19 protein-coding genes, 4 pseudogenes and 1 riboswitch are annotated in these 24,312 nt (G+C 40.5%); of the genes and pseudogenes, 19 read left to right on the top strand and 4 right to left on the bottom strand.

Features of this window, described 5'->3' with window-relative positions:
- Nucleotides 1–60: 60 nt before the first annotated feature.
- The 8 genes and pseudogenes from ACEWFH_RS19250 to ACEWFH_RS19215 all read left to right on the top strand — a co-directional run bounded on the left by ACEWFH_RS19250 (nt 61) and on the right by ACEWFH_RS19215 (nt 8,020).
- Nucleotides 61–621 (top strand): stage II sporulation protein P, encoded by a 561-nt coding sequence (locus ACEWFH_RS19250; protein ID WP_473725306.1) that lies wholly within the window; start codon nt 61–63, stop codon nt 619–621.
- Nucleotides 609–1,211 (top strand): stage II sporulation protein P, encoded by a 603-nt coding sequence (gene spoIIP / locus ACEWFH_RS19245; RefSeq protein WP_473725305.1) that lies wholly within the window; start codon nt 609–611, stop codon nt 1,209–1,211. Before ACEWFH_RS19250 ends, spoIIP begins: the two co-directional genes overlap by 13 nt.
- A gap of 602 nt (nt 1,212–1,813) precedes the next feature.
- Nucleotides 1,814–3,316 carry a cardiolipin synthase gene (gene cls, locus ACEWFH_RS19240; RefSeq protein ID WP_473725304.1) on the top strand — a complete coding sequence of 501 codons (1,503 nt, stop codon included), beginning with the start codon at nt 1,814–1,816 and terminating at the stop codon, nt 3,314–3,316.
- 107 nt (nt 3,317–3,423) lie between these two features.
- Nucleotides 3,424–3,546, top strand: a complete 123-nt coding sequence (locus ACEWFH_RS19235; RefSeq protein WP_473725303.1) for a hypothetical protein — start codon at nt 3,424–3,426, stop codon at nt 3,544–3,546.
- Nucleotides 3,547–3,581: 35 nt separating this feature from the next.
- Nucleotides 3,582–4,364 (top strand): undecaprenyl-diphosphate phosphatase, encoded by a 783-nt coding sequence (locus tag ACEWFH_RS19230; protein ID WP_473725302.1) that lies wholly within the window; start codon nt 3,582–3,584, stop codon nt 4,362–4,364.
- A gap of 78 nt (nt 4,365–4,442) precedes the next feature.
- Nucleotides 4,443–4,595, top strand: a riboswitch (cyclic di-AMP (ydaO/yuaA leader).
- 161 nt (nt 4,596–4,756) lie between these two features.
- On the top strand, nt 4,757–5,392 hold the full coding sequence (locus ACEWFH_RS19225) for a potassium channel family protein (RefSeq protein ID WP_473727358.1): 636 nt from the start codon (nt 4,757–4,759) through the stop codon (nt 5,390–5,392).
- Nucleotides 5,393–5,401: 9 nt separating this feature from the next.
- Nucleotides 5,402–6,748, top strand: coding sequence for a TrkH family potassium uptake protein (locus ACEWFH_RS19220; protein WP_473727357.1), 1,347 nt, complete (start codon nt 5,402–5,404; stop codon nt 6,746–6,748).
- Between the two features lie 142 nt (nt 6,749–6,890).
- Nucleotides 6,891–8,020: pseudogene (locus tag ACEWFH_RS19215) on the top strand (GerAB/ArcD/ProY family transporter).
- A 78-nt stretch (nt 8,021–8,098) separates the two neighbouring features.
- On the opposite strand, the gene ACEWFH_RS19210 reads toward ACEWFH_RS19215, so the two are convergent.
- Nucleotides 8,099–8,557 (bottom strand): hypothetical protein, encoded by a 459-nt coding sequence (locus tag ACEWFH_RS19210; protein ID WP_473725301.1) that lies wholly within the window; start codon nt 8,555–8,557, stop codon nt 8,099–8,101.
- 181 nt (nt 8,558–8,738) lie between these two features.
- Between ACEWFH_RS19210 and hutP the strand changes: the two genes are divergently transcribed.
- From hutP to ACEWFH_RS19165, 9 genes and pseudogenes are all read left to right on the top strand, one after another.
- Nucleotides 8,739–9,173 carry a hut operon transcriptional regulator HutP gene (gene hutP / locus ACEWFH_RS19205; RefSeq protein WP_473725300.1) on the top strand — a complete coding sequence of 145 codons (435 nt, stop codon included), beginning with the start codon at nt 8,739–8,741 and terminating at the stop codon, nt 9,171–9,173.
- A 241-nt stretch (nt 9,174–9,414) separates the two neighbouring features.
- Nucleotides 9,415–10,941, top strand: coding sequence for a histidine ammonia-lyase (gene hutH, locus ACEWFH_RS19200; protein WP_473725299.1), 1,527 nt, complete (start codon nt 9,415–9,417; stop codon nt 10,939–10,941).
- 16 nt (nt 10,942–10,957) lie between these two features.
- A pseudogene (hutU, locus tag ACEWFH_RS19195) lies at nt 10,958–12,618 on the top strand (urocanate hydratase).
- A gap of 15 nt (nt 12,619–12,633) precedes the next feature.
- Nucleotides 12,634–13,904, top strand: a pseudogene (hutI, locus tag ACEWFH_RS19190) (imidazolonepropionase).
- Nucleotides 13,879–14,849, top strand: a pseudogene (gene hutG / locus ACEWFH_RS19185) (formimidoylglutamase). The pseudogenes hutI and hutG overlap by 26 nt, the downstream one beginning before the upstream one ends.
- On the top strand, nt 14,846–15,106 hold the full coding sequence (locus tag ACEWFH_RS19180) for a helix-turn-helix domain-containing protein (RefSeq protein ID WP_473725298.1): 261 nt from the start codon (nt 14,846–14,848) through the stop codon (nt 15,104–15,106). Before hutG ends, ACEWFH_RS19180 begins: the two are co-directional and overlap by 4 nt.
- Nucleotides 15,107–15,566: 460 nt before the next feature.
- Nucleotides 15,567–16,988, top strand: coding sequence for a S8 family serine peptidase (locus ACEWFH_RS19175; protein WP_473725297.1), 1,422 nt, complete (start codon nt 15,567–15,569; stop codon nt 16,986–16,988).
- Between the two features lie 23 nt (nt 16,989–17,011).
- Complete coding sequence (locus ACEWFH_RS19170) at nt 17,012–17,254, top strand: T9SS type A sorting domain-containing protein (RefSeq protein ID WP_473725296.1); 243 nt, start codon at nt 17,012–17,014, stop codon at nt 17,252–17,254.
- Between the two features lie 67 nt (nt 17,255–17,321).
- Complete coding sequence (locus ACEWFH_RS19165; protein ID WP_473725295.1) at nt 17,322–17,486, top strand: hypothetical protein; 165 nt, start codon at nt 17,322–17,324, stop codon at nt 17,484–17,486.
- On the opposite strand, the gene ACEWFH_RS19160 is transcribed toward ACEWFH_RS19165, so the two are convergent.
- The 3 genes from ACEWFH_RS19160 to ACEWFH_RS19150 all read right to left on the bottom strand — a co-directional run bounded on the left by ACEWFH_RS19160 (nt 17,483) and on the right by ACEWFH_RS19150 (nt 20,679).
- Nucleotides 17,483–18,523 carry an acyltransferase family protein gene (locus tag ACEWFH_RS19160; protein ID WP_473725294.1) on the bottom strand — a complete coding sequence of 347 codons (1,041 nt, stop codon included), beginning with the start codon at nt 18,521–18,523 and terminating at the stop codon, nt 17,483–17,485. The two genes, ACEWFH_RS19165 and ACEWFH_RS19160, sit on opposite strands and share 4 nt — an antisense overlap.
- A gap of 150 nt (nt 18,524–18,673) precedes the next feature.
- Nucleotides 18,674–19,708 (bottom strand): sporulation integral membrane protein YtvI, encoded by a 1,035-nt coding sequence (ytvI, locus tag ACEWFH_RS19155; protein ID WP_066235986.1) that lies wholly within the window; start codon nt 19,706–19,708, stop codon nt 18,674–18,676.
- Nucleotides 19,709–19,854: 146 nt separating this feature from the next.
- A complete protein-coding gene (locus tag ACEWFH_RS19150; protein WP_473725293.1) occupies nt 19,855–20,679 on the bottom strand; it encodes a YihY/virulence factor BrkB family protein in 825 nt (274 codons plus the stop codon).
- Between the two features lie 501 nt (nt 20,680–21,180).
- On the opposite strand from ACEWFH_RS19150, the gene ACEWFH_RS19145 reads away from it, so the two are divergent.
- A complete protein-coding gene (locus ACEWFH_RS19145) occupies nt 21,181–21,885 on the top strand; it encodes a TerC family protein (protein ID WP_473725292.1) in 705 nt (234 codons plus the stop codon).
- Between the two features lie 288 nt (nt 21,886–22,173).
- A complete protein-coding gene (locus ACEWFH_RS19140; RefSeq protein WP_473725291.1) occupies nt 22,174–24,180 on the top strand; it encodes a methyl-accepting chemotaxis protein in 2,007 nt (668 codons plus the stop codon).
- Nucleotides 24,181–24,312: the final 132 nt, after the last annotated feature.

Genomic DNA, 24,312 nt, shown 5'->3' with positions numbered 1-24,312 from the left:
ATTTGATTTTTTCAACGCATAGGATGTGATAGAAACGCAAACAGAAGTGGAGGGCTATACATGTTTACCCCGCAATTGAATATGAAACGTTTACCTTTATTACTAGCTGGAGCCATGTTATTTATTGTGATCGCCACTAGTTTTATCACATCTTTCGAGCACAAATACAAGTTGAGTTCTTCGACTATGCACAAATGGCTAACGGAATTTTCTGGTGAGGCACTCGTCTATTTCATAGGCTGGGAAAACAGGTATTTCACGCAAGAACTGCCAAAAGAGAGTGAACCACCCGCATTGTCGAGTGTATTGTTTGAACTCACAACAAGCATCAAGCCAGGGGACATCCGAAGTTTACTTGGAAATGAACTACCGGGATTTGCGCTCTACGATTCCACAATCATCGTAGCGGGGGAAGGAACGGATTATACGAACTTAGCGTACGAGTCACCGCCGCCGATGGAGCTGCTTTTAAGTGGTGAAGAAGCGGAAGTTCAAGATATGGAGCGTCTAGAAGATCCTGATCCAACTGATCCACAAAATCCGCCAGGGCAAACGACGAGCGGTAAGAAGATCGCCTACATCTATCATTCGCACAGCTGGGAATCCTTTTGCCTCACTTAAAAGGAGTTACGAATCCAGACCACGCCATTCATTCCAAAGTAAATATTACGATGGTCGGGAAAAAACTAGGCGAGGAATTAGAAGCGAGAGGAATTGGGACAACCGTTGATTTTACCAACATGACGGAACTGTTGAAGAAAAATAATACGGACTATCGAAAAAGTTACCCGATGTCACGTACGCTCGTTCAAAGTGCAATGGCGAGCAATCAGGATATAGATCTCATCTTTGATCTGCATCGGGATTCGCTTAGAGGAAAATCCACAACGACTGAAATCAATGGGAAATCATATGCACGTACCCTGTTTGTAATCGGAACAGCTAATCCTAATTTTGAGAAAAACCAAAAAGCAGCACAGGAAATCAATGCGATTTTAGACAAAAAATATCCAGGATTGAGCCGTGGGGTAATCGGCAAAAACAAAACCACTGGGAACGGCGTCTATAATCAGGACCTATCTGAAAATGCGCTTCTCATAGAATTCGGAGGGGTCGATAACAACATGGATGAGCTATATCGAAGTGCCGAAGCAGTGGCTGATGCAGTTGCAGAGTACTATTGGAAGCAAAATGGAGCGAAAGCTGAATAATGTTGAGTGACTCCAGAGGTGGTGATAACCTTTGGAGTTTTTTATGTGTTTTTTTTTGCGGGAAATTAAAGTGGACAGTAAAAATAGCAGAGTGGACAGTAACTTTACAAAAGTGGACAGTAAATCAGCGAAAGTGGCCAGTAAAACTCAAAAAGTGGACAGTATTTTCGTAAAAGTCGAAAGTAAGTGCATAGAGGAGTTCTGTGCATAGGAGCAGTTTTTTTGTTGATGACGGTAATTTGTCCAATTGACTAGTGGATCTGTCCGATTTGAAGATTAATCTGTCGGATTGGTCACATAATCTGTCCAATCCAGTCAATAATCTGTCCAATCCAGTCAATAATCTGTCCAATTCAGCCAATAATCTGTCCAATTCAAAATTCATCGCCGATTGGCCCCGTAAATTTCCGAAGCGTCTGTATATCAACCCAATGCGTACACAAAAAAACCGTTCGAATGATCGAAACGGTACTAATTTCATAACAGTCATGAAATCTGCAAATCCTAAGAAAAAATGGTATAAAAAGAGAGATGCTCTTGTTTTATTTACAAGGGGAAGGGAATAAAAGAGGTAAAAGAAGATTTGAAAAAGGAGCTAGTGCATGAAACGAATATGGGAATTTTTCCTCACACTATTGTTACTTGTTTGTTTATACATCGTTTTTTTTGCAGAAGGATATGTAGTTATCAAAACAGCATTCGGGCTCCTTTACATTGCAGTAATTTTGTACACGATTTATTCGTTAATGCTTGAAAACAGGACGGCTCAGCACACGCTTTTATGGATTTACGTTTTGATTCTGTTTCCCTTCGTAGGGTATATGTTTTACCTGTATTCCGGGCAACTCTACTTAAAAGGTCATCTGTTTAAATCAAAAAGAAAAAATGACAGGGATGAGTGGATCAGGGTTTCTAAACAAGAAGAGAAACCGGACTTTAGTGATCTGAAAAGGCATCAGCAATGTTTCGCTAAACATGCTCACCATATCACGCTTACTCGATTAAACAGGCGGACGGATACAAAGATTTTACAGAACGGCCAAGAAACATTTCCTGAGATTATTGCACGGTTACAAGAGGCGAAGGAATATATACACATTCAATATTACATCTTTCGCTCCGATCGGCTGGGGAAGGATATTATTGATCTTTTGATTAAAAAAGCAAACGAAGGCGTTAAAGTCAGATTTTTGTATGATGGAATAGGAAGTTTATCCCTGCAGCAGTACGATATAGACCGGATGAAAAAAGCAGGTGTGCTTGTAGAAGCATTTTTGCCTGTGCGTTACGGATTTTTTAACCAAAAACTAAACTTCCGAAATCACCGAAAGATTATCGTAATCGATGGAAAGATAGGTTTTGTTGGCGGATTAAATGTTGGCGTTGAGTATTTAGGTGAAGATCCTGACATCGGATTTTGGCGTGATACGCATATGGTCATGGAAGGGGAAGCTGTTCAAGTTCTGCATGCTATTTTTCTAATGGACTGGGAATATGTTTGTGGTGAGGACTTATTAGAAGATGATCATCTAACGACAGCTTACTCTGCAGAAGGAGACGGGACCGTACACGTTGTAGCGAGTGGACCGGATACGCAGCTTGGGATTATGAGTGATCTTTATTATTCTTTAATCTCTTGTGCGGAAAAATCCATTTGGATCGCGACGCCATATTTTGTTCCGAATGAAGCGATTCGGACAGCTCTTAGGGTGGCTGCCAAAAAAGGCGTTCAAGTCCGCTTGATGGTTCCTGAAATTAACGATGGTTTTTTAACTCAATATGCGACCCGCTCTTATTACCCAGAACTTTTACGTTCAGGAATCGAAATCTATTCGTATAAAAAAGGATTTTTGCATCAAAAGGTAATCATTATTGATGGTGATACAGCATCGATTGGTACGGCAAACATGGATATGAGAAGTTTTCATTTAAATTTTGAAGTCAATGTGTTCCTGCTGAATACCTCTTCCGTCAATGATCTAGTTCGACAGTACGAAGAAGACATGGAAGAATCAACAAAAATACGCCCGGTTGAATTTTATAAAAGAGGGCTTTGGGAAAGAACGAAAGAATCGTTTTCCCGACTGTTCTCAGGCGTTCTATAGGACGGATCGTATCCTTAATACGTGAGTACAGCTGAAACGATAGTGACGAAGAGATTCGACGCCTATCAGGAAACAGTTGTTTTCTCAGAGGCAAGAAGGTCGAGGAAGTGAAGTTTCGAGGAACGGATCGTATCTTAATACGTGAGTACCGCAGAAACGATAGTGACGAAGAGAATCGCCGCCTATCAGAAAACAGAAAACATAGCATAGAAACCTCCTCTATAGAATAGGTTGTACGAGACCATCTATGGAGGGGGATTTTTTTATGGATTGGCTCGAGGCCCTAATATTAGGTATAGTCCAAGGCTTGACCGAATTCTTACCCGTTAGCTCGACAGGGCACTTGCTCTTAGGAAGGCAAGTATTTCAGCTGGAAGAAGCGGGACTGTTTCTTGATAGCATGCTGCATATTGGAACACTGATCGCTGTTATGACGGTGTATGGAAAAGAGATTTTGGAAGTCATAAAGAGACCGTTCAGCAAAATCGGAATCCTGCTCATTGCAGGAACAATTCCTACTGCAATAATCGGACTGGCTTTTAAAGATTTTTTTGAAGAAATTTCTAAAACAGGCATAACCGTCGGGTGGGAGTTTCTGCTTACAGGATTACTATTATGGTGGGCAGATTCATATAAACGGAACGGATACAAAGGAATTGATGACATTACAATACGCGATGCTCTTGTAATCGGAACGTTTCAAGGAGCGGCTATTCTTCCGGCAGTTTCTCGATCGGGTCTCACGATTGCCGCGGCGTTATTTTGTAAAATTGATAAAAAAGCAGCGGCGTATTTTTCATTTTTGCTCTCCATCCCATCGATTGCAGGAGGGGTTGTCCTTCAGTCAAAAGATCTCTTTACAGGCGCACAGCCACCGATTTCTTTCTCAGCGCTTGCAATCGGTACGTTAGCATCAGCAATCTTCGGATATATAGCTGTGAAATGGATGATTAAATTGCTGCAAACCGGTACGTTAAAAGGGTTTGCGATCTATGTCTGGATCGTTGGAATCGTTGTTTTGGTTCTTCAATTTTCAGGAAAAATGTAAAGTATTTGTTAACACTATAAAAATGGATTGACATTTAAAAGAGGGAGGATTACAGTATATGTAATTCAAAATTTAGCAGGCTTTAGATCGCTGAATTTACAGTTGTTTTTATGGTAAAACTACTGTGAAACGGGGGAACCAATTTTTTGGGGTGAATTTTGCTTTACGCAAAAGGGATACTCCAATCCCTAATCCGACAGCTAACCCCGTAAGCGTCATGTCACTGGAGAGGTCAATGTGGTGAAAAACCGGACCCGCTTTTTTGTGTGGTCTTTTTTTGCGTTTTTTACTGATTTAGAGAACCTCTTAACCAGCAAGGCTAGAGGACAACGAAGGGAAACTTCATGTAGTTTAAGGGGAGAAAATCGTAATGAAAAAAACAGTTTGCAGTTATTGGACTTGGTCGCTTCGGGGGCAGCATTTGTAGAGAATTTGCCACTATGGGATACGATGTCCTAGCAATTGATAATGATATGGAAAAAGTAAATGAATTTGCAACGATTGCGACTCAAGCAGTTCAAGCCAATTCAACTGATGAAAAAGTGATGAAATCCCTAGGCATTCGAAATTTCAACCATGTTATTGTTTCGATTGGAGAAGACATACAAGCAAGTATTTTGACTACCTTGCTTTTAAAAGAAGCGGGCGTAAACAAAGTTTGGGTAAAAGCCCAGAATGATTATCATCATAAAGTATTGGAAAAGCTAGGTGCAGACCGCATTATCCACCCAGAGCGTGACATGGCGCTCAGAGTTGCACAGCTTATTTCTTCAGAAAAAATTATTGATTTTATTGAGTTGTCACATGAACACAGTATTGTAGAAATTGGCGTAACTGATAAACTTGTCAACAAAACCCTTACAGATCTAGATGTACGTGCGCGCTATGGGTGTAATATTGTTGCCATTAAACGTGGAGATGAAATACATGTTTCTCCTATTGCAGATGTTTCTTTGGAGTATGGAGATATCCTTGTTGTCATTGGGAAAAATGAGGACCTAAATCGTTTCGAGGATGAAGGAGTGTAAGCTTTGGCACTGCATGTGAAAAATCGTAAGCGATTCTTGCACAATCCAATAAAATTGAGTCCTCCACAATTTTTAGCATTGCTGTTCTTATTTCTTATTTTTGTAGGTACTTGTTTATTGAAGCTGCCGGTTGCTCATGAAAATACCTTATCTTGGATAGATGCTTTATTTATCGCAACATCAGCTGCAACCGTAACAGGACTTGCTACGGTTGATCCAGGATCTACATTTACCTTGTTCGGTGAAATTGTAATCTTATTTTTGATTCAAGTTGGAGGACTTGGTGTGATGTCCTTTGCTTCCTTGGTCGTCATTATGATGGGTAGGAAGATATCGATTAAACAAAGAGTACTGATGCAAGAAGCATTGAATCAGCCATCTATTGGCGGTGTTATACGTCTTGTACGAAATTTATTTGTTTTTTCTATTAGCATTCAGTTGATTGCTGTCTTTTTTCTTTCTTTGAAATGGGTTCCAGACATGGGGTACTCTAAAGGAATTTATTATAGTATTTTTCATGTTATATCGGCGTACAATAACGCAGGTTTTGCACTTTGGCCTGATGGTCTGATGAGGTATGTAGGTGATCCAACTGTAAACCTTGTTATTTCATTCTTGTTTATTACAGGTGGAATTGGTTTTACTGTATTGGTTGATATATGGGTAAGCCGCAAATGGAAAACTCTTTCCCTTCATACGAAGGTCATGCTGATTTCCACAGTAGTAATCAATGTGATATCGATTTTACTTTTTTACTTATTTGAATTTAATAATCCTAAAACAATCGGGATGCTCTCAGGTATAGAGCAATTTTGGGCATCATACTTCCAGGGTGTTTCTCCTAGAACAGCGGGATTTAACTCTATTGATATGACTGCGATTAATCCTGATACATCATTATTAATGATTCTTTTAATGTTTGTTGGAGCAGGGAGTACTTCTACAGGTGGAGGAATTAAGCTTACAACATTTGTTGTTATTCTCTTTACTGTTGCAGCTTTTTTAAAGGGCAAAGAAGATACGGTTATTATGAAACGAACGATTCGAAATGCAGTCGTGTATAGAGCACTTGCTATCACAACCATATCCATTTTGTTTATTTTTGCAGCATTGTTTATTATCACATATGTCCAGAAAGACACCTCTTTTATGATGATCGTATTTGAAGTCATTTCTGCTTTTGGTACGGTAGGGTTAAGTATGGGGCTTACCCCAGATCTAACGGTTATTGGAAAAGCAGTCATCTGTGCTGTGATGGTTTTCGGAAAGTTAGGTCCATTAACATTGGCGTTCAGTCTAGCCAAACAATCAAAAGATAATATTCGTTATCCTGATGGTGAAGTATTTACAGGGTAAAAAAATGAAAGCTAACTCAAAAGGGTTTAATCCCTATTAAAATGAGTTAGCTTTTTTGGCTATTTATGGGTTAAATGCTTTTCTGTTGGGAATGCTAAAACAAGATTTCTAAGCAGTTCTACAGAAAGGATGGGAACTCGTCATGCAAAAAATTAAAGAAGCTTTTCTCGTGTCTCCCTTTCTTGTCTTTTTCCTTGTACATTCCGAACAAGTAGGAGTAGGGGTGTTAGGGTATCAGCGAGTCATAGCTAAATATGCTGGTTATGATTCTTGGATCTCTGTCATTATCGCAGCCGTTTTTGTACATATACTTATATGGATGATCTATTATGTGCTTAATAATGGTGATGGAGATATCGTGACCATCCATAAAACATTGTTTGGCGGTCTTCTTGGCAACCTGTTTAACCTTGCTCTTTTACTTTACTTTCTATTATGGTCCATAACCGTCTTAAGAACGTATATTGAAGTGATACAAGTATGGATGTTTCCTACGTTAAGTACTTGGAAGATCGCTATTGTCTTTCTCATATTAACGTATTATGTCGTTTCTTCAGGTTTTCGTACAGTTGCAGGAGTCTGTTACTTAGGCGTGATTATTCCTTTAGGATTAATACTCTTGTTAGTTTATCCATTAGAGTTCACTCATTTTTCTAATCTGTTGCCTTTATTTGACGAGAGTATCAAAGATTATTTATCAGCAACAAAAAACATGATGCTGAGCTACCTTGGATTTGAAACACTGCTCGTTTTTTATCCATTTATAAAAAATGCTAAACGCTCTCAAAAATTTGCGCATCACGCTAATATCTTTACCTTTATGATGTATTTATTGGTAACGCTGTTCTCATTTGCTTTTTTAGTCAGGAGCAGTTGGCGAGAAATATATGGGCAACGCTTTCCATGGTGAAAATTGTACAAGTGTCATTTGTTGAACGTTTTGACTTTGTGTTCGTATCCATGTGGTGCCTTGTAATTCTGCCTAATATTACACTCGCCATATGGTGCTCGAGCCGTGTAGCCAAATTGATGTTGAACATCCGTCAGCATGTGACGCTAATTGTATTATTAGCTGTTGTATTAGTTGCCTGTATTTTCTTAGATACCCGTTTGAAAATCAATTTGCTCAATAATTACACGAACAAAATCGGTTTTTACTTGGCCGTCAGTTATATACCACTGTTATTTGTTACAACGTTTATCAAAAAACAACTAAAAAGAAAAGCAAAAATAACGAGCAAGCATCCCCGACTACTTGATTCAGAAATGTAAAATACAAAAAAACTGCCAAGACCTCTCACCAAATGATGAAGTGGCTTGGCAGTTTTTATATTTCAACGAATTTAAGTTTTAAGCCTGAAGCAGCAAAGTTAACCGATTTTTATGTTTTTCTCGCTGAGAGTCATCAGCCGTGTTATGCCAATTTTGAAGGGTTTCGTTTATCAGCTGTTTAACCATATGCTTCGTCCAAACAACATACGCTCCATACGTATCACTTTTGAAAAAGCTTGTTAACATATTATTTTCAGGGCCGAAGAAGAATCCGAGCTGATCGTGGATGAGTGTAGCTTCATCCATTGAAAACGGCATGATTTTATCAGAAAGCGTAAACTGGTAGGAGTTGTTTTCCTTCTTAATAAATGAGATGGCATATAGTTGACCATCTGGCAGAAATCCCTTTGTTGTAGGTAAAAGCAATATAGGGTTATGTCCTTTGTCATAAGCAATAAAAAAGTCATTCGCATTTTCCTCAAACTGCGGTGTTCGTGACATGGAAGCAAGTGCAATTTCTTTTTGTACGTTTAACATGTTACAACCCTCATTCCGTTTTATTCTTACTAACATTCTTACCGCTAGATTGCTAGATTATACGTGTTATTTTCTTTACTGTAGTGCCGTGATAAGTTGTTGAAAGGGAATTGACGGACAAATTGTAAACGCATACACTAGAGGTAGTTATTAGCCGTGAGTAGAAAGAGTGGTTCATGTAATGGCATTATCGAATGAACGATTGATTGGAAAGATGGCCATGTTAGGCGTTTTAGACGAAAGCTATCTGCCTGAAATTGAAAAACAGGGCTGGAAGTATTGCATAGGCAAAGCCGGTTCAATGGATTCTCAAAAGGTAGTAGCTGCGATCGAAACAGCGGCCAAAAATGAACAGGTGATTAAAAGCGGGATTTATCGTGAAACACATTCCCTTTATCATGCCATCATGGAAGCCTTTCATGGTGTGACAAGAGGACAAGTTCAATTAGGAACCGTTCTTAGGACGGTTGGTTTGCGATTTATTGTTGTCCGCGGCAATCCATATGAAAAGAAAGAAGAAGGGGACTGGATAGCAGTCGCTCTATACGGAACGATCGGAGCTCCTGTAAAAGGGTTGGAGCATGAAGCGATCGGACTAGGGATTAATCATATTTAAATAGTGCCCATAGCAACTAGTGATGAGGGGGCGTATTCGAAGGTAGTTTTCTTTCGAGTGCGCTCTTTTTGTTTGTTAAAAAACTTTTTTGCAAGAATATCCTGTTCTAAAGTTAGCGAAAAACGATAATAAGCAATAATCCCGCGAGTTTCAGCCGTAATTCCGCAAGTTTTTAACGTATATCCGCGAGTCTGTAAAAAATGAAATTAAACCAAAGAGTCTTAGAAAATGAGGGATGAAGATGATTACATTAACAGGTAATTCGCTTTCGATGGAAGAAATCAAGCGGATTTTGCACGAGAACGAACCTGTGGAAGCTTGTCCGGTCAGTATGAAGAAAGTTGCTGACAGCCGAAAAGCGGTTGAAGAGATCGTAGCTGCAGGTAAAGTGGTATATGGAATTACGACGGGGTTTGGCAAGTTTAGCGATGTTTTTATTTCTAGAGACGATGTAGAAACACTTCAGATCAATCTCATTCGCAGTCATGCTTGCGGAATAGGTGAACCTTTTCCTGAAACCATTTCCAGATTGATGCTGATCTTGCGAGCCAATGCACTTCTAAAAGGGTTATCGGGAATCCGACCAGTCGTAATCGAAAGGCTGCTAGAGTTAGTCGAAAAGAGTGTCCATCCTGTAGTTCCTCAACAAGGATCTCTAGGGGCGAGCGGTGATTTGGCTCCACTTTCCCATCTGGCCCTTGTGTTGGTAGGTGAAGGAGAGGCGTATTACAAAGGAGAGCGTCTTCCTGGTCAAGAAGCATTAAAGAGAGCTGGCATTGAACCTGTTGTGTTAACGGCTAAAGAGGGTCTTGCTTTAATTAATGGAACCCAGGCGATGACGGCTCAAGGGATTGCTGCGTATATAGAGGCTGAACGTATCGGGCTCATGGCAGATGCCATCGCCGCATTAACAACTGAGAGTTTAAGAGGAATTACGGATGCGTTCGATGAAGACGTGCATCTTGCAAGAGGCTATAAAGAGCAAGTAGAAGTAGCTGAGCGACTTAGAGTGTATTTAGAGGGCAGTCAGCTCACGACTAAGCAAGGCGAGATCAGAGTGCAAGATGCGTATTCGTTAAGATGCATCCCACAAGTACACGGAGCATCTTGGCAAGTACTTGGTTATGTAAAAGAAAAACTTGAGATTGAGATGAACGCTGCAACGGATAATCCTCTGATTTTTGATAATGGCAACAAGATTATATCAGGCGGGAATTTCCATGGTCAGCCGATTGCCTTCGCGATGGATTTCTTGAAGCTCGCGGCAGCGGAGTGGGCGAATATTTCCGAACGCCGAATCGAGAGAATGGTCAACCCGCAGTTGAGCGACTTGCCTGGTTTCTTAAGTCCGAATCCAGGTCTTGAGTCTGGTGCGATGATCATGCAATATGCGGCAGCATCGCTTGTGTCTGAAAATAAAACGCTTGCTCACCCTGCAAGTGTTGATTCGATCCCATCATCAGCGAACCAGGAAGACCATGTGAGTATGGGGACTATTGCTTCAAGACATGCAGCGCAAATCATTGCAAATGCAAGACGAGTGCTGGCAGTAGAATTAATCTGTGCGATGCAGGCGGCAGATTTTCGCGGACCTGAAAAGCTCGCACCAAAAACGAGAAAAGTATACGAGCATGGCAGGATCATTTGTCCGACGATTCAATGTGACCGCATGTTTCACCGGGACATGGAAGCTGTTGCTTCATGGATACTTGACATATCGTGGAATGACATATTAATCGGAACAAAAACTCAAAAGTTAGCACATTAAAAGGAGGTATTTTTACATGTCAAACGTAAAACATTCTATATCAGCTGCTAGAGGTACAAAATTGTCGGCAAAAGGGTGGGTTCAAGAAGCGGCCATCCGAATGCTGATGAATAACTTAGATGGGGAAGTGGCGGAGAATCCAGATGAACTCGTTGTTTATGGCGGTATCGGAAAAGCTGCTCGTAACTGGGACTCTTATCATAAGATCATAGAAACATTAGAACGTTTAGAGAATGACGAAACCCTTCTTGTGCAATCCGGGAAACCTGTTGCTGTATTTAAGTCACACACTGATGCGCCACGTGTTTTACTCGCGAACTCAAACCTTGTTCCTGCATGGGCGAATTGGGAGACGTTTCGCGATTTAGAAAAAGAGGTCTGATGATGTACGGACAAATGACAGCTGGCAGCTGGATTTATATCGGAACACAAGGCATCCTGCAAGGGACGTATGAAACGTTTGCAGAAGCTGCTCGCAAGCATTTTAACGGATCCTTAAAAGGAACAATCACGCTTACTGCAGGCCTTGGTGGAATGGGTGGAGCTCAGCCTCTTGCTGTTACGATGAATGATGGTGTTGTAATTGCAATAGATGTAGACGAAACAAGAATTCAGCGCCGTTTGGACACAAGATATCTAGATAAAAAGACTGACAGCTTAGAAGAAGCATTAATGATGGCAAAAGAATATGCCTCAAAAGGTGAGCCTTTGTCCATCGGACTCTTAGGAAACGCAGCAGAACTTTTACCAAAAATGATTGAGATGGGTGAGATACCTGATCTCGTTACAGATCAGACATCCGCGCACGATCCACTGCATGGCTATCTGCCAGTCGGTTTCACGATGGAAGAAGGAGCAGAACTTCGTAAACGCAATCCTGAGCAATACATTGAAAAGTCAAAGAAATCGATGGCGATCCATGTAGAGGCGATGCTAGAGATGCAGAAAAAGGGCGCTGTTGTATTTGATTATGGCAACAACATCAGACAAGTCGCTTTGGACGAAGGAGTAAAAAATGCATTTGATTTCCCTGGATTCGTTCCAGCGTTTATCCGTCCATTGTTTTGTGAAGGAAAAGGACCTTTTAGATGGGTAGCGTTATCGGGTGATCCGGAAGATATCAGAAAAACAGATGAAGTGATTTTACGAGAATTCAGTGATAACGAGCACCTCTGCAAATGGATCAAGATGGCACAGGAGAAAGTTCAGTTCCAAGGTCTTCCGTCACGGATCTGCTGGTTAGGGTATGGAGAGCGTGCAAAGTTTGGAAAAATCATCAACGAAATGGTGGCTAGTGGAGAATTGTCAGCACCAATCGTGATCGGGCGTGATCACTTGGATTGTGGTTCAGTAGCTTCGCCAAATCGTGAAACAGAAGGAATGATAGATGGCAGTGATGCGGTTGCTGACTGGCCGATTTTAAACGCGATGATCAATGCAGTAAACGGTGCGAGCTGGGTGTCTGTTCACCATGGCGGCGGTGTTGGGATGGGGTATTCCCTTCATGCTGGAATGGTCGTTGTAGCAGACGGAACAGAAGAAGCTGCACGCCGTTTAGAGCGCGTATTAACAAGTGATCCTGGAATGGGAATCGTGAGACATGCTGATGCAGGTTATGACTTAGCGATTGAAACGGCAAAAGAAAAAGGCGTCGACCTGCCGATGATCGAGAAATAAAAAGGAGTGTGGGCAATGCTAGATACATTGATTTTGGCCGGACAAGTGGTTGTTCCAGAAAGTAAGGAAAGAGCGATTCGGGGAACGGAAATGAACGAGCTTAAAATAATTGATAACGGTGCAGTTGGCATAAAAGATGGCATGGTCGCTTTTATTGGAACAGCGGAAGAAGCGGCATCACTACAGGCAAAAGAAACAATTGATGCAGCAGGAAAACTGTTATCACCAGGCTTAGTGGACCCTCATACACATCTTGTGTTTGGGGGATCGCGTGAGCATGAGCTTGCACTAAAACAGCAAGGTGTTCCTTATTTAGAAATCTTGGCACAAGGCGGCGGGATTCATTCCACCGTTAAAGCTACCCGTGAAACAAACGAAGATGCTCTTTACGAAAAAGGATTGTTCCATTTAAACAGATGTTTAACATACGGTGTCACGACCATGGAAGCAAAAAGCGGCTATGGACTTGATAAGGAAACAGAACTGAAGCAGCTAAGAGTGGCAAAAAAGTTGAATGAAACGCACCCAATCGATCTTGTGTCCACATTTTTAGGCGCACATGCGATTCCTGAAAACTACAAGGGAAGACCAGATGCATTTTTAGAAGAGATGCTCTCGTTGCTAAGCGTTATCTCAAAGGAAGGTTTAGCAGAGTTCGTTGATATTTTTTGTGAAACAGGCGTATTTACGGTTGAACAATCTAAAGTGTTTTTACAAAAGCGAAAACAGCTGGATTTGGTGTAAAGATTCATGCGGATGAGATCGATCCGCTTGGCGGGACAGAGATGGCTTGCGAGATTGGTGCTACTTCAGCAGATCACTTAGTAGGTGCGAGTCGAGAAGGTGTTCGTATGCTTGGAAAGTCAGATACGATCGCGGTTCTTTTGCCAGGTACAACGTTTTATTTAGGAAAAGATGAGTTTGCACCAGCTCGAGACATGATCACAAACGGCGCAGCTGTTGCTCTTTCAACCGATTTTAACCCTGGAAGCTCACCAACTGAAAATCTGCAGTTCATCATGAATCTGGCAGCATTAAAGCTGAAGATGACACCAGAAGAAATTTGGAATGCGGTAACGGTTAACGCCGCTTATGCGATTGGACGCGGTGATGTGGCGGGCAGTCTAGAAGTAGGAAGAAAAGCAGACCTTGTACTATGGGATGTACCAAACTATAAATATGTTCCTTATCATTATGGCGTCAACCACGTTCATCAAGTGTGGAAAAACGGCAAGCTCGTAGTTGGAAAGGGAGATGTTCATGCAAACTATACCCTTTCTACGTGAATCAGGCGCGGCGCCATTTACCGATCGTGGAATAAAAAAGCAGGCCAGCTATTGCGGCCGTGGGGTGGAGAGGAAGTTAGAGGAGTAGCAATCGCAGGTGCTCCACTCTCCAAAACATCCATCTCTCATTCAGGCGCTCATTTATCACCTCAAACAATCCGTACGATGATGCATGCGTTTTCCACTTATAGCATTGAAGAAGAAACCGATATGTGGGATCACATCATTACCGATTTTGGTGATATTGAGATGCATGTGACAGATCTGTTTGAGTCTCAATCACGTATTTTTTCAGCATTAAGAGATATTCAAGATCAGCATAAGGATGCATTGGTTATTACGCTTGGTGGAGATCATTCGGTATCAGCTGGGGCGATAAAAGCGTTTCAAGAAACAAGAGGCAGAGTAGGTATCATCCAATTCGATGCCCATTTTGATCTCCGAAATACGGAGGATGGTGGCCCATCGAACGGAACACCTTTTCGCCAGCTCATAGAAAATGGTGTGATCAGTGGTGATCAGCTTATTCAGATTGGTATTCGTGATTTCTCCAATGGCAGACTTTATCATGATTATGCAAAGGACCAAGGGGTTTCGGTGCATACGATGGGTGATATCAAAAGAGAAGGCCTTCTTTCTTTGCTGCAAAAATCAGTTGACCAGTTAAAACAGACAACAGATAACATATATATTTCACTGGACATGGACGTGTTGGATCAAGCCTATGCGCCAGGTTGTCCAGCTATCGGTCCAGGAGGATTAGACAGTGATTCATTAGTTGAAGGAATACAAATGCTCGCAAAAGATCCATCTGTAAAAGGCATGGACATTGTAGAGATTGACCCTACACTCGATTTTAGAAATATGACGAGCCGTTTAGCTGCTTATATCATCATGCAATTTACGCTTTTCTATTATAAAAGACAAGGAGGTACAACGAAATGAGTAGTTTTGGAAAATTCATAGAGATGTCCAGAAATCAAAAAGGCTTAAGCAAATCAGAGCTAGCTCGCAGACTAAGCATCACGCCGCAGTATATGGCCGACATTGAAAAAGGCAGAATGATTCCGTCTGAGGAAAAGATAGAAAAGCTTGTTAAGACGCTGGAACTTAACGAAAAAGAGGCGTTTAAACTTGCAGATAAACTCCCACTGCGCGTGTTGGCAGAAGCAAAACAAGAGTACTATAAGCATGGATCTTAAATAAATTAGAATAGAGGCTGACTCAAAAGTTTTTACTTTGAGTAGGCCTTTTTTGTTTGTACCAGGTTTTGAAGCTGATGGATGGTGTCGAGAATTGTAGACTCGTCAATATATTGGCAAAATTGGTGAATATATAGTTTACACTTTTCAATATAATAGCAAAATTACTCAAATTATTTCCGCTTTTGGTGAATTTAATTTAAACAGGTTTCTTCCCCCATACTCTTTGAAGATTGCATGAAAAAAGCACCCGTATACTACTTTAGAAGTATAAATGGGGTCGAATATATCAAACAAACCTACTAAATGAATCTATTTTTTGAAAAAAGACGACATCGTACCGATTCTAAAAATCAACCCTATGCCTTATCCTCATTCATCCGATTTCTGTTTAATATGGAAGTAATCACCAACTAGTGACAAAATTTTTAGATTACGAGGATATTGGGAGGTTTTTGAGGTGAAAAAGAGTAAATTTGCAGCAACTACATTTTTAGCAGCATCTATCATGCTTACACCTTTCGCGGTCATGGCGGAAAGTCCAAAACAGGTAACCGATCAAAAGTTATCAGAAGCAATGATGAATCTCAATCAAAACAAACTGTTCGATAACCTTGAAAGCAAACTGGAGCAAATGACTGCGGATGAAAAGGTACCCGTTATTATTCAGTTCAATGAAGAATTTGCCCAGGGAAAAGCTTTTGAAAAATTGTCTTCAAAGGTTGGTGTTTTTAAAAAATCTTTCGAATACAAAGTCATCAACGGTATGGCAGCAACCATGACAAAAAAACAGGTTATGCTTCTTGAACATTTGCCTTTTGTAAAACAGGTTGAATATGACGCGCCTGTTCAAATGAATTTAGAAACTGCAAACAATTGGTTTGGTACAGCAAAAGCACGTGCCGATTATGGACTTACAGGTGACAGAGATGGGAATGATCGTTCATACACAAAGAATGACACTGTTGTAGCAGTTATTGATACTGGGATTGATGCATCACACGTTGATTTGGATGGCGGCAAAGTAATTGGCTGGAAAGACCTAGTCAACAACCGCACTTCACCCTATGATGATAATGGCCACGGGACTCACTGTGGAAGTATCGTAGCGGGTGAAGGGGATGCTAGTCCTGCTAACAAAGGAGTTGCACCAGGAGCAGCTTTAGTCGGTGTAAAAGTTTTGGACAGCCAAGGGTCAGGAAGCATGAGTACGGTTACAGCTGGTATTGATTGGGCTGTTCAAAACAAAGATACATACGGTATTGAAGTCATTTCACTTAGCCTTGGTACATCAGGTAGCTCTGATGGAAAAGATGCGACGTCAGTGGCAGTAAACAATGCATCTGCTGCTGGTCTTGCTGTAGCGGTTGCAGCTGGAAACTCAGGACCAACTTCATCAACAATTGGATCACCAGGAGCGGCTGAGAAGGCAATTACAGTTGGAGCAGGTGCTGATCTTGGTGAAGGCGGCTTCAACTTGGCGTATTTCTCATCGAGAGGTCCAACAGCGGACGGCAGAGTTAAGCCAGATATATTTGCGCCAGGTTATAACATCTCAGCGGCAAAAGCGAACTCAGGCAATCAATATATATCATATAGCGGAACAAGTATGGCAACTCCATTTATTGCGGGGACAATTGCACTTATGCATGATGCTAATCCTTCTATCACAGAACCGCAAATAAAAAATGCTTTGTACTCTACAGCTATCGATTTTGGCAAGGCTGGTAAAGATAATGAATACGGATATGGCAGACTTGACGGACATGCCGCAGTTAAAACAGCCGGTGGCTTAAGTGGTTCAGGTCCTGCTGTACCAGATCATTTTTATAAGCGTGGCAGTCTGAGTTCTGGGGATCACAAACGTTCTCACTTCCGGTAACATCAACAACATATCCGATCTCAATGACTGTCATCACAGAAAACTATAGCCCAGGATGGTTCATTTTCCCGGCATCACACAACTATTCCGTATCGTTGATTGATCCAACTGGGAAAACAGTAGTAAGTTCTTCGCAAAATGAACGTCAAGATCACGCGTTCTTCAAGCCAACAACCACAGGAGTCTATCAGGTTAAAGTCTCTTCCAGCAGAGGAAGCGGGGCATATGATTTAGACGTGAGTGCCGGAGCATCAGGCTTAAATTAAGGTTCTTTTCTAAGAAGTTGTGGCTTTCAATCCTTATTACTTCTATGACAGTTGATTGGAGTGTAAGATGCGAGACTCCTGCGGTACAGGCGGGCAGGTGAGACACTTAAAAGTGAAACGTCCAAATGTGGCTCACCGCCTGCCCCGCGGAAAGCGAGCATCTGGAACGGAAATCAACAACTTTCAAGAAAAACCCGCAGCATTTATGCTAGCTGCGGGTTTTTATGTTTAACTCTCACTTTCTCTTGGCTGAGAAGGCTTCGGTTTCAAGATCTTTTTAAGCTTGGACCATCGCAGTTCAATAAACGGCTGTGCCAGAGCTATGACAGGTTTGCTTGCTAAAAACAGCGTTACGATAACAGCTAAGAAAACGAGCATGAAGTAAGCTCCATTTTCTTCTATTGATGCAAATAGTTCTGTTGTAAACAAATACTTCAGCACAAAACCATGCAGCAAGTAGATATATAATGTCCGTTCACCAAATTCAGTAAAGAACAGCCTTCTGCGTGGCAGCAGTGCTAAGAAGCTAAATGTTGCTGCAAACATGACTCCGTACATAGCAAGTCTAACGATACCGCCATACCAATCGTTGTACCCTAGGATTTCAGAGTATGAAGATGAGGATAACAGCCATTCTTTTGTACCATCTGGAAAAATAAAATGATATGCGATAAATAATACGATTAAGAATGCAGCTGATACCGCTTTTGCTGTTGGTTTTAGGATCTTTTTAAAGTCTCTCTTCTCAAGCAAATGTCCTAACAAGAATACCGGGAAGAAGACAAACGTTCGAAGCAAGCTTAAAAATGTACCGATATCATGAATATAACCTACTGCAACACCAATCCCAATGGCAAGTACGAGCGGATATTTCATTTTTACAAAGACTTTTAAGAGGATATTCCAGAAAACCAAACTCAATAAGAACCAAAGTGTCCAATGCGGTGAGAAGAAGTCTAGTTTTACCTCGCTTTTACCGTACAGGTCATAATAGAAAAAGCTGTAGATCAACTGAAATACAAGATAAGGAATCAAAACTTTTTTAATGATTTTTGGCAGATACCCGTCACGCCAAACACCTTTAGTGAAAAATCCTGCAATTAGGATAAAGGCAGGCATATGAAATGTGTAAATAAAGTTGTAGATCGTGTAAAGCCACTCATTTTGACTTTTTATCGGGGAAATAAAGTGCCCGAACACGACAAGAAAAATTAGTATAAACTTTGCGTTGTCAAAATAATAATCGCGTTCTTTCGTTGCAGTACTCATTGATATTCCTCCAATAATCATTCACCATGTAAAGTATTCGTATGAATTCCTCGTTTTTTTACTCATTCTCTATAATTCCCAACATTGCAGGTGTTTCTAACCTATTTAATAGAAAAAAGCGTATTTCCTATTAAAGGAAACGCGCTTTTGTTAGAAATCTATTTTTATTTTGATAAAACCTGCACTTCTTAACGCTTCGTATATGATGACGATCGCAGGACCAACAATCAATCCGATAAAACCTAAGAGCTGGAAACCAATATAGAGCGAAACTAGTGCAGCAAGTGCAGATATTCCAAGACTTGATCCTAGTATTTTCGGTTCTATGATTCTTCGGACGATTGTGATTACACCGAACATGATTAAAAGTCCGAAAGCGAGATGATCATTATTGTTTATAAAGAAAGAGTACGCTGCCCAAGGAACTAGGAACGAACCTGTACCAAGGATAGGGAGAATATCAACAATAACAATTAACAGAGCGAGTATTACCGCATACTCTACATCTAAAATCATGAGCCCTATTAGAGCTAATAGATATGTAACGAAGCTTAAGATGATTTGTGCCCGAAAGAACCCTACGGTTGCTCTTGATAATTGACTAAAGACCAGTTCAACTTTTTCACGAGCTGATGTTGTAAACAAGTTAAGAAACTCGGCATAAAGTCGTGGAAGGTCCAGTGAAAATAAAAATACTGCGACCACGTAAATAATAAAGTAAATCAGTAAACCAGGAATGGCAGTGATCAACCCTAAAATACCAGAAGTTAAATTCTTTGCTGTTTCAACTCCATAATCCTTTAAACCTACTAATCCCTCTTCAAGCGTTCTTACCACTTCAGGAGGTAATGTAGCATAAAAGTTTTCCATTTCATAAAACGTATTTTCTGCTACTTCAAACAGATGAACAGAGTAGGATGGAAGAACCGTTATAAACTCGATCACCTGTATAACGAGTGTTGTTGTAAGCCAGTAAGAAAGTATCCCGAATCCTGCAAGATACAAAATAAATGTAACAGTGACGGCCAATAATCGTCTGCCTTTAAAAAGTCTAATAAACAACTTTACTACTGGTTCTAGCATTATTGCAGTGAGTAATGCGAGAAGGAGAGGTATACTGTAAAAGACAAAGATGACGATTCCGGCAAGCAAAACGAGTAATAAGATTAAGTTTTTTACAGTCATTTTCCAGCCCCAATCCCCGAGATTTTTATCCAGTCAGCATTTTGGTATTACTATCCATTATGACCGGAAAAAAAGATGAAAATTCTTCGTATATACACAATGATGTTACGATAATGTGAAAAAGTCAATTGAAGAAAGTGAAGTTTTCAAAAATCTTTTTTATTTTTCAACTGCCATTTTAAAGCTAGTATTGCATTCAACTGTCCACCTGCAATTAAGATCATGGCGGAGATGTAGAACCACACCATCAATGTTAATAATGCGCCTAAATTTCCGTATATTTGTCCGTAATCAAAAATAAGTACATAAGAAGAAAAAAGATAGGAAAACAAATGCCATCCAGCCGTTGAAAAAATAGCCCCTGGCCAAACATTACGAAAAGTGAGTTTAACGTTTGGTGCAAATCGATATAAAGCGGAAAAGATAGATAGCAGCACGGAAAAGCCTATTAAATACCGTGCAGTCTCCCAAATGTGCCAAACGGGATGTGAAAACCCTGTTCGTTCAAATATGTATACCCCGATTGTTCGCCCAAAAACAGGCAGTAAAAGAGCTGTAATAACTGCAATAACAAGCCCAAACGTTAAGAACATGCCTAAGATGAGCTCTTTAAAAAACGGCCGGCTTTCTTCTACTTGATAGGCTTGGTTGAACACACGGATAATGGCATGTGTTCCAATAGTAGCGAGCCAGATCATAATGATCAATGATAGAGATAAGACATCACCTCTATGTTCATCCAAAACAGCGACTAGATTATACTCTAGTAAAGTATATGCTTCTTCTGGTGCAATAGACTGGAAAAGAGTAAGTACATAAGCAGATGATATAGGCAAAAAGCTTAGAATGGTAAAGATGAGAAAAATAAAAGGAAATAAAGAGACTAGAAAATAGTAGGCAAGCTGTGCGGACAAATCGAATACTTTATCTTCAAAAAAACGGTGAAACCACTGTTTCATAAACCAGCGCATGAGGGCAGCCTCCAAAATAGATCTTAAGGTATCTATCATGCATTATTCCCGTAATAAAAAAAAGAACGCTTTTTCTGAAACAAAACGTTCACTCACTCGTATCAATGATTTGAAGTTGAAGACTTAATGCTGTTTCAAGACCAATTTATCTATGTCTTGCTGAACAACGATGACAACTGCAAAGAATAACTAAAGGAGAGGTTACTTGTGTAGGTTGAGACTGAATGATCGGACAACAGCATGGAGAAATGTCACGACAAAATAGTGGGACGCCACAAAACAAGACACAGGATTTGCACTTGGCAAAACATCCACATGAAGACATGAAAAAACACCCCCTTTGCCACTATTATATGAAGAAGTGGATAAGCCTGGCAGGGCAGAACACATGCAGATGGACTAATTTTTTAAAGTTGTTTGCAAATAAGCAAATTCATTTTCTTTTTTAAATGACATTGGGGTATACTATTATACAGATGTTCAACAGGGAGGATTTTTTGAATGGATTTTATGACACCAGATTTTTGGTCGGCTTTATTAGCGATCGTTGTTATCGACTTAGTCTTGGCTGGAGATAACGCAATAGTAATCGGCCTTGCTGCTAGAAACTTACCGAAAGAAAATCAAAAGAAAGTTATTATCTGGGGTACAGTCGGGGCTATCGTGATTCGTGCGGTTGCAACACTTGCCGTTGTATGGCTTCTTAAGATTCCAGGTTTGCTTCTTGGTGGTGGACTTATTCTTTTATACATTGCTTATAAGCTGATGGTAGAAGAGAAAGACCATGATATTGAAGCACAAAACAGTGTTTGGGCAGCGATCAAAACGATCATTATTGCCGATGCAGTAATGGGACTCGATAACGTACTTGCTGTAGCTGGAGCTGCACACGGAGATTTCTTACTTGTTGTAATCGGTCTGTTAATCTCTGTACCAATTGTTGTTTGGGGAAGCACATTATTCTTAAAATTAATCGATAAGTATCCGTTCATCATCACTATCGGAGCTGGTGTTCTTGCATGGACAGCTTCTAAGATGATCGTTGGTGAAAAATTCATGAAGCCTTATTTCGAAAACGGCTTTGTAAAATACGGATTTGAGATCCTTGTTATCCTTATCGTTCTGGGAATCGGTACACTTAAGAAGAGAAAGATTGCTGAAGAAAAAGCATCAGCCGAGAAGAACCCATCAAATAGTGAAGCTTAATAAAAACCGCCTAGTGCGGTTTTTTGTTTTGTAATCAAGTGTGTGAAAAGTAATTTCCGTGATTAGAAGCCAATTCCTCCGTAATGCTCAGCTGTACTTGATTAGTATTTATTTCAACCATTTTAAGTCAGCCAGCACTAAGTGAGATAGGTAAAAAGTACTTTATTTTAATGCTTTATTATTAAAAGTAATTCTTTTGTACCTGTTTAGACCTATTCCATAAACCATTGGTAATTCTTTGTCGATATTTAGCAAAGGGGTTACAGAATAAACATGGGGGTTAAACAGATGTTTAAAAGAATTCAAACGAAGATAATGCTTTCTGTAAGTATTCTGGTTGCAGTCGCACTTTTATCTGCATCACTATTTTCTTATTTTCAAACGAAGCAACAGTTAGAAAGAAACAGCAGCGAACAAGCGACAGGACTTGCTGGTGAGGTGAAAGCTTTAACAGAGATTTATTTGCAGTCCTACGGAAATACGATTGACCGCTACAGCCAGGACAGCAGGCTAATCAATTATTTGAAAACAGTAAAGAGCGATGAAGCAAAAGGGTTAAACGAAGCGTGGCCGATTGTGGACCAAGATTTCAAACACTTCTTAGAATTAAATGAAAACGCAGCAGTTTTGTACGTTGGGGCAGAAACAAAACAGTTTAAAACGTCACCTGTGCTAGAGCTGCCTGAGGGGTTTGATCCGACTGGTCGTCCTTGGTATCAAACGGCAAAACAGTCACCGGACCAGGTCATGTGGACAGAACCTTACGAAGATGCAAGCTCTGGCGAGTACGTTGTAACGGTTGCAAAACCTGTTTTAGACCCTGAAACAGATGAAGTACTAGGGGTAGTCGGACTTGATTTAAGCCTTGCGGGGTTATCGAGCATGATTAACAAGACGAAAGTCAGCTACAGCGGATATCCCGTTCTTTTAGATCCAAAAGGAATGGCACTCGTTCATCCGACACAACAAGGTAAAGATTTAAGCAGGGAATCTTTTATAAAAGACATGTACAAAAATGAAAAAGGAAATGTTTCTTATACTTATCAAAAATCAGATCGTGAGCTTTATTACACAACGATCGCAGACACAAACTGGAAGCTAGGATTTGTTTATGAAAAGAATGAGTTATTAAAGGATGCTCAGCAGCTATTCAATATGATCCTGATTTTTACAACAGTTGCGGTAATTGTAGCGTTAGCTGTAACTTATTTAATGGCTAGAAGTATCTCTAATCCGATACGAAAACTACAGAAACAAGTGCAGCTCGTTGCGGATGGAGATCTTACTGTATCCGTAGAAGCAAAATCTAAAGATGAAGTAGGAACACTTACTCATCACTTTAATGCCATGGTAGAAAACATGAGAGGGTTGATCACCTCCGTTAGTCAGTCTGTAGTGACCGTAAATGAATCGACGTCTAACTTGAGTGCTGTTTCAGAGGAGACGATCGCAGCGAGTGAAGAGGTATCTAGAGCTGTAGCCGAGATTGCATCTGGTGCAACAACACAAGCAGAAGATGCAGATGAAACGAACCGAAGAACGATGGACTTGTCGTCACAGATTGAAAAAGTTAATGAACAAGCTGAAGAGATGACGCGTTTGTCTGCACTTGCTGAAACTGCAAATAAAAAGGGAATCTCACAAATGGACCTACTGCGTGAAAAAACGGGTGAGAGCAATGAAGTCCTGCAAAACATAGAGTCTGTGATTTCAGGATTAGCTAGTAAAGTAGAAGAAATTGAACAAGTGATTCAGTCGATCACGGAAATCTCAGAGCAAACAAACTTACTTGCGTTAAATGCAAGTATTGAAGCAGCAAGAGCGGGAGAGAGCGGACGTGGATTTGCTGTTGTAGCAGATGAAGTACGAAAACTCGCAGAACAATCAGCCGTAGCAGCGGATAAAGTAAGAAAAACGATATCAGGCATTGGAGCTGAATCTGTTCGCGCAGTAAAAGAAATGGAACAAACTAAACAGATTTCGCACGATCAAAACCAGACTGTATCTGATACGGAATCTGCATTTAAGGAGATCGCTGCAACGATGGATGATATGGTGAAATCCATTCAACAGATTACGAGTGAAGTAGAGATCATAAACAATTATAAAGAAGAAGTGGTAGCTTCTATTCAAAGCATTGCGGCCGTTGCGGAACAATCAGCAGCAGCGAGTGAAGAGGTAAGTGCATCATCAGAAGAGCAAGTCAGAGCCCTCGCAACCGTTTCGCAATCAGCTGAAGAATTGAACGATGCATCACAAGCGCTGACGGAGATGATTAAGCACTTTAAGATTTAGTGAATGCTAGATTGGACAAATAATTGTGTCGAATGGCTAAATTAGGTTGCAGATTGGACAGATTATCAGGTCAATCAGACAGATTATCTCCAAGAATGGACAGATTAACAACAAGTCACATAAAAAAGGAAA

The sequence above is a fragment of the Fictibacillus sp. EA-CB0309 genome (assembly GCF_055814265.1).
Note: the sequence above shows the minus strand (reverse complement) of the source record. Positions and strands in the feature narration are given on the sequence as shown.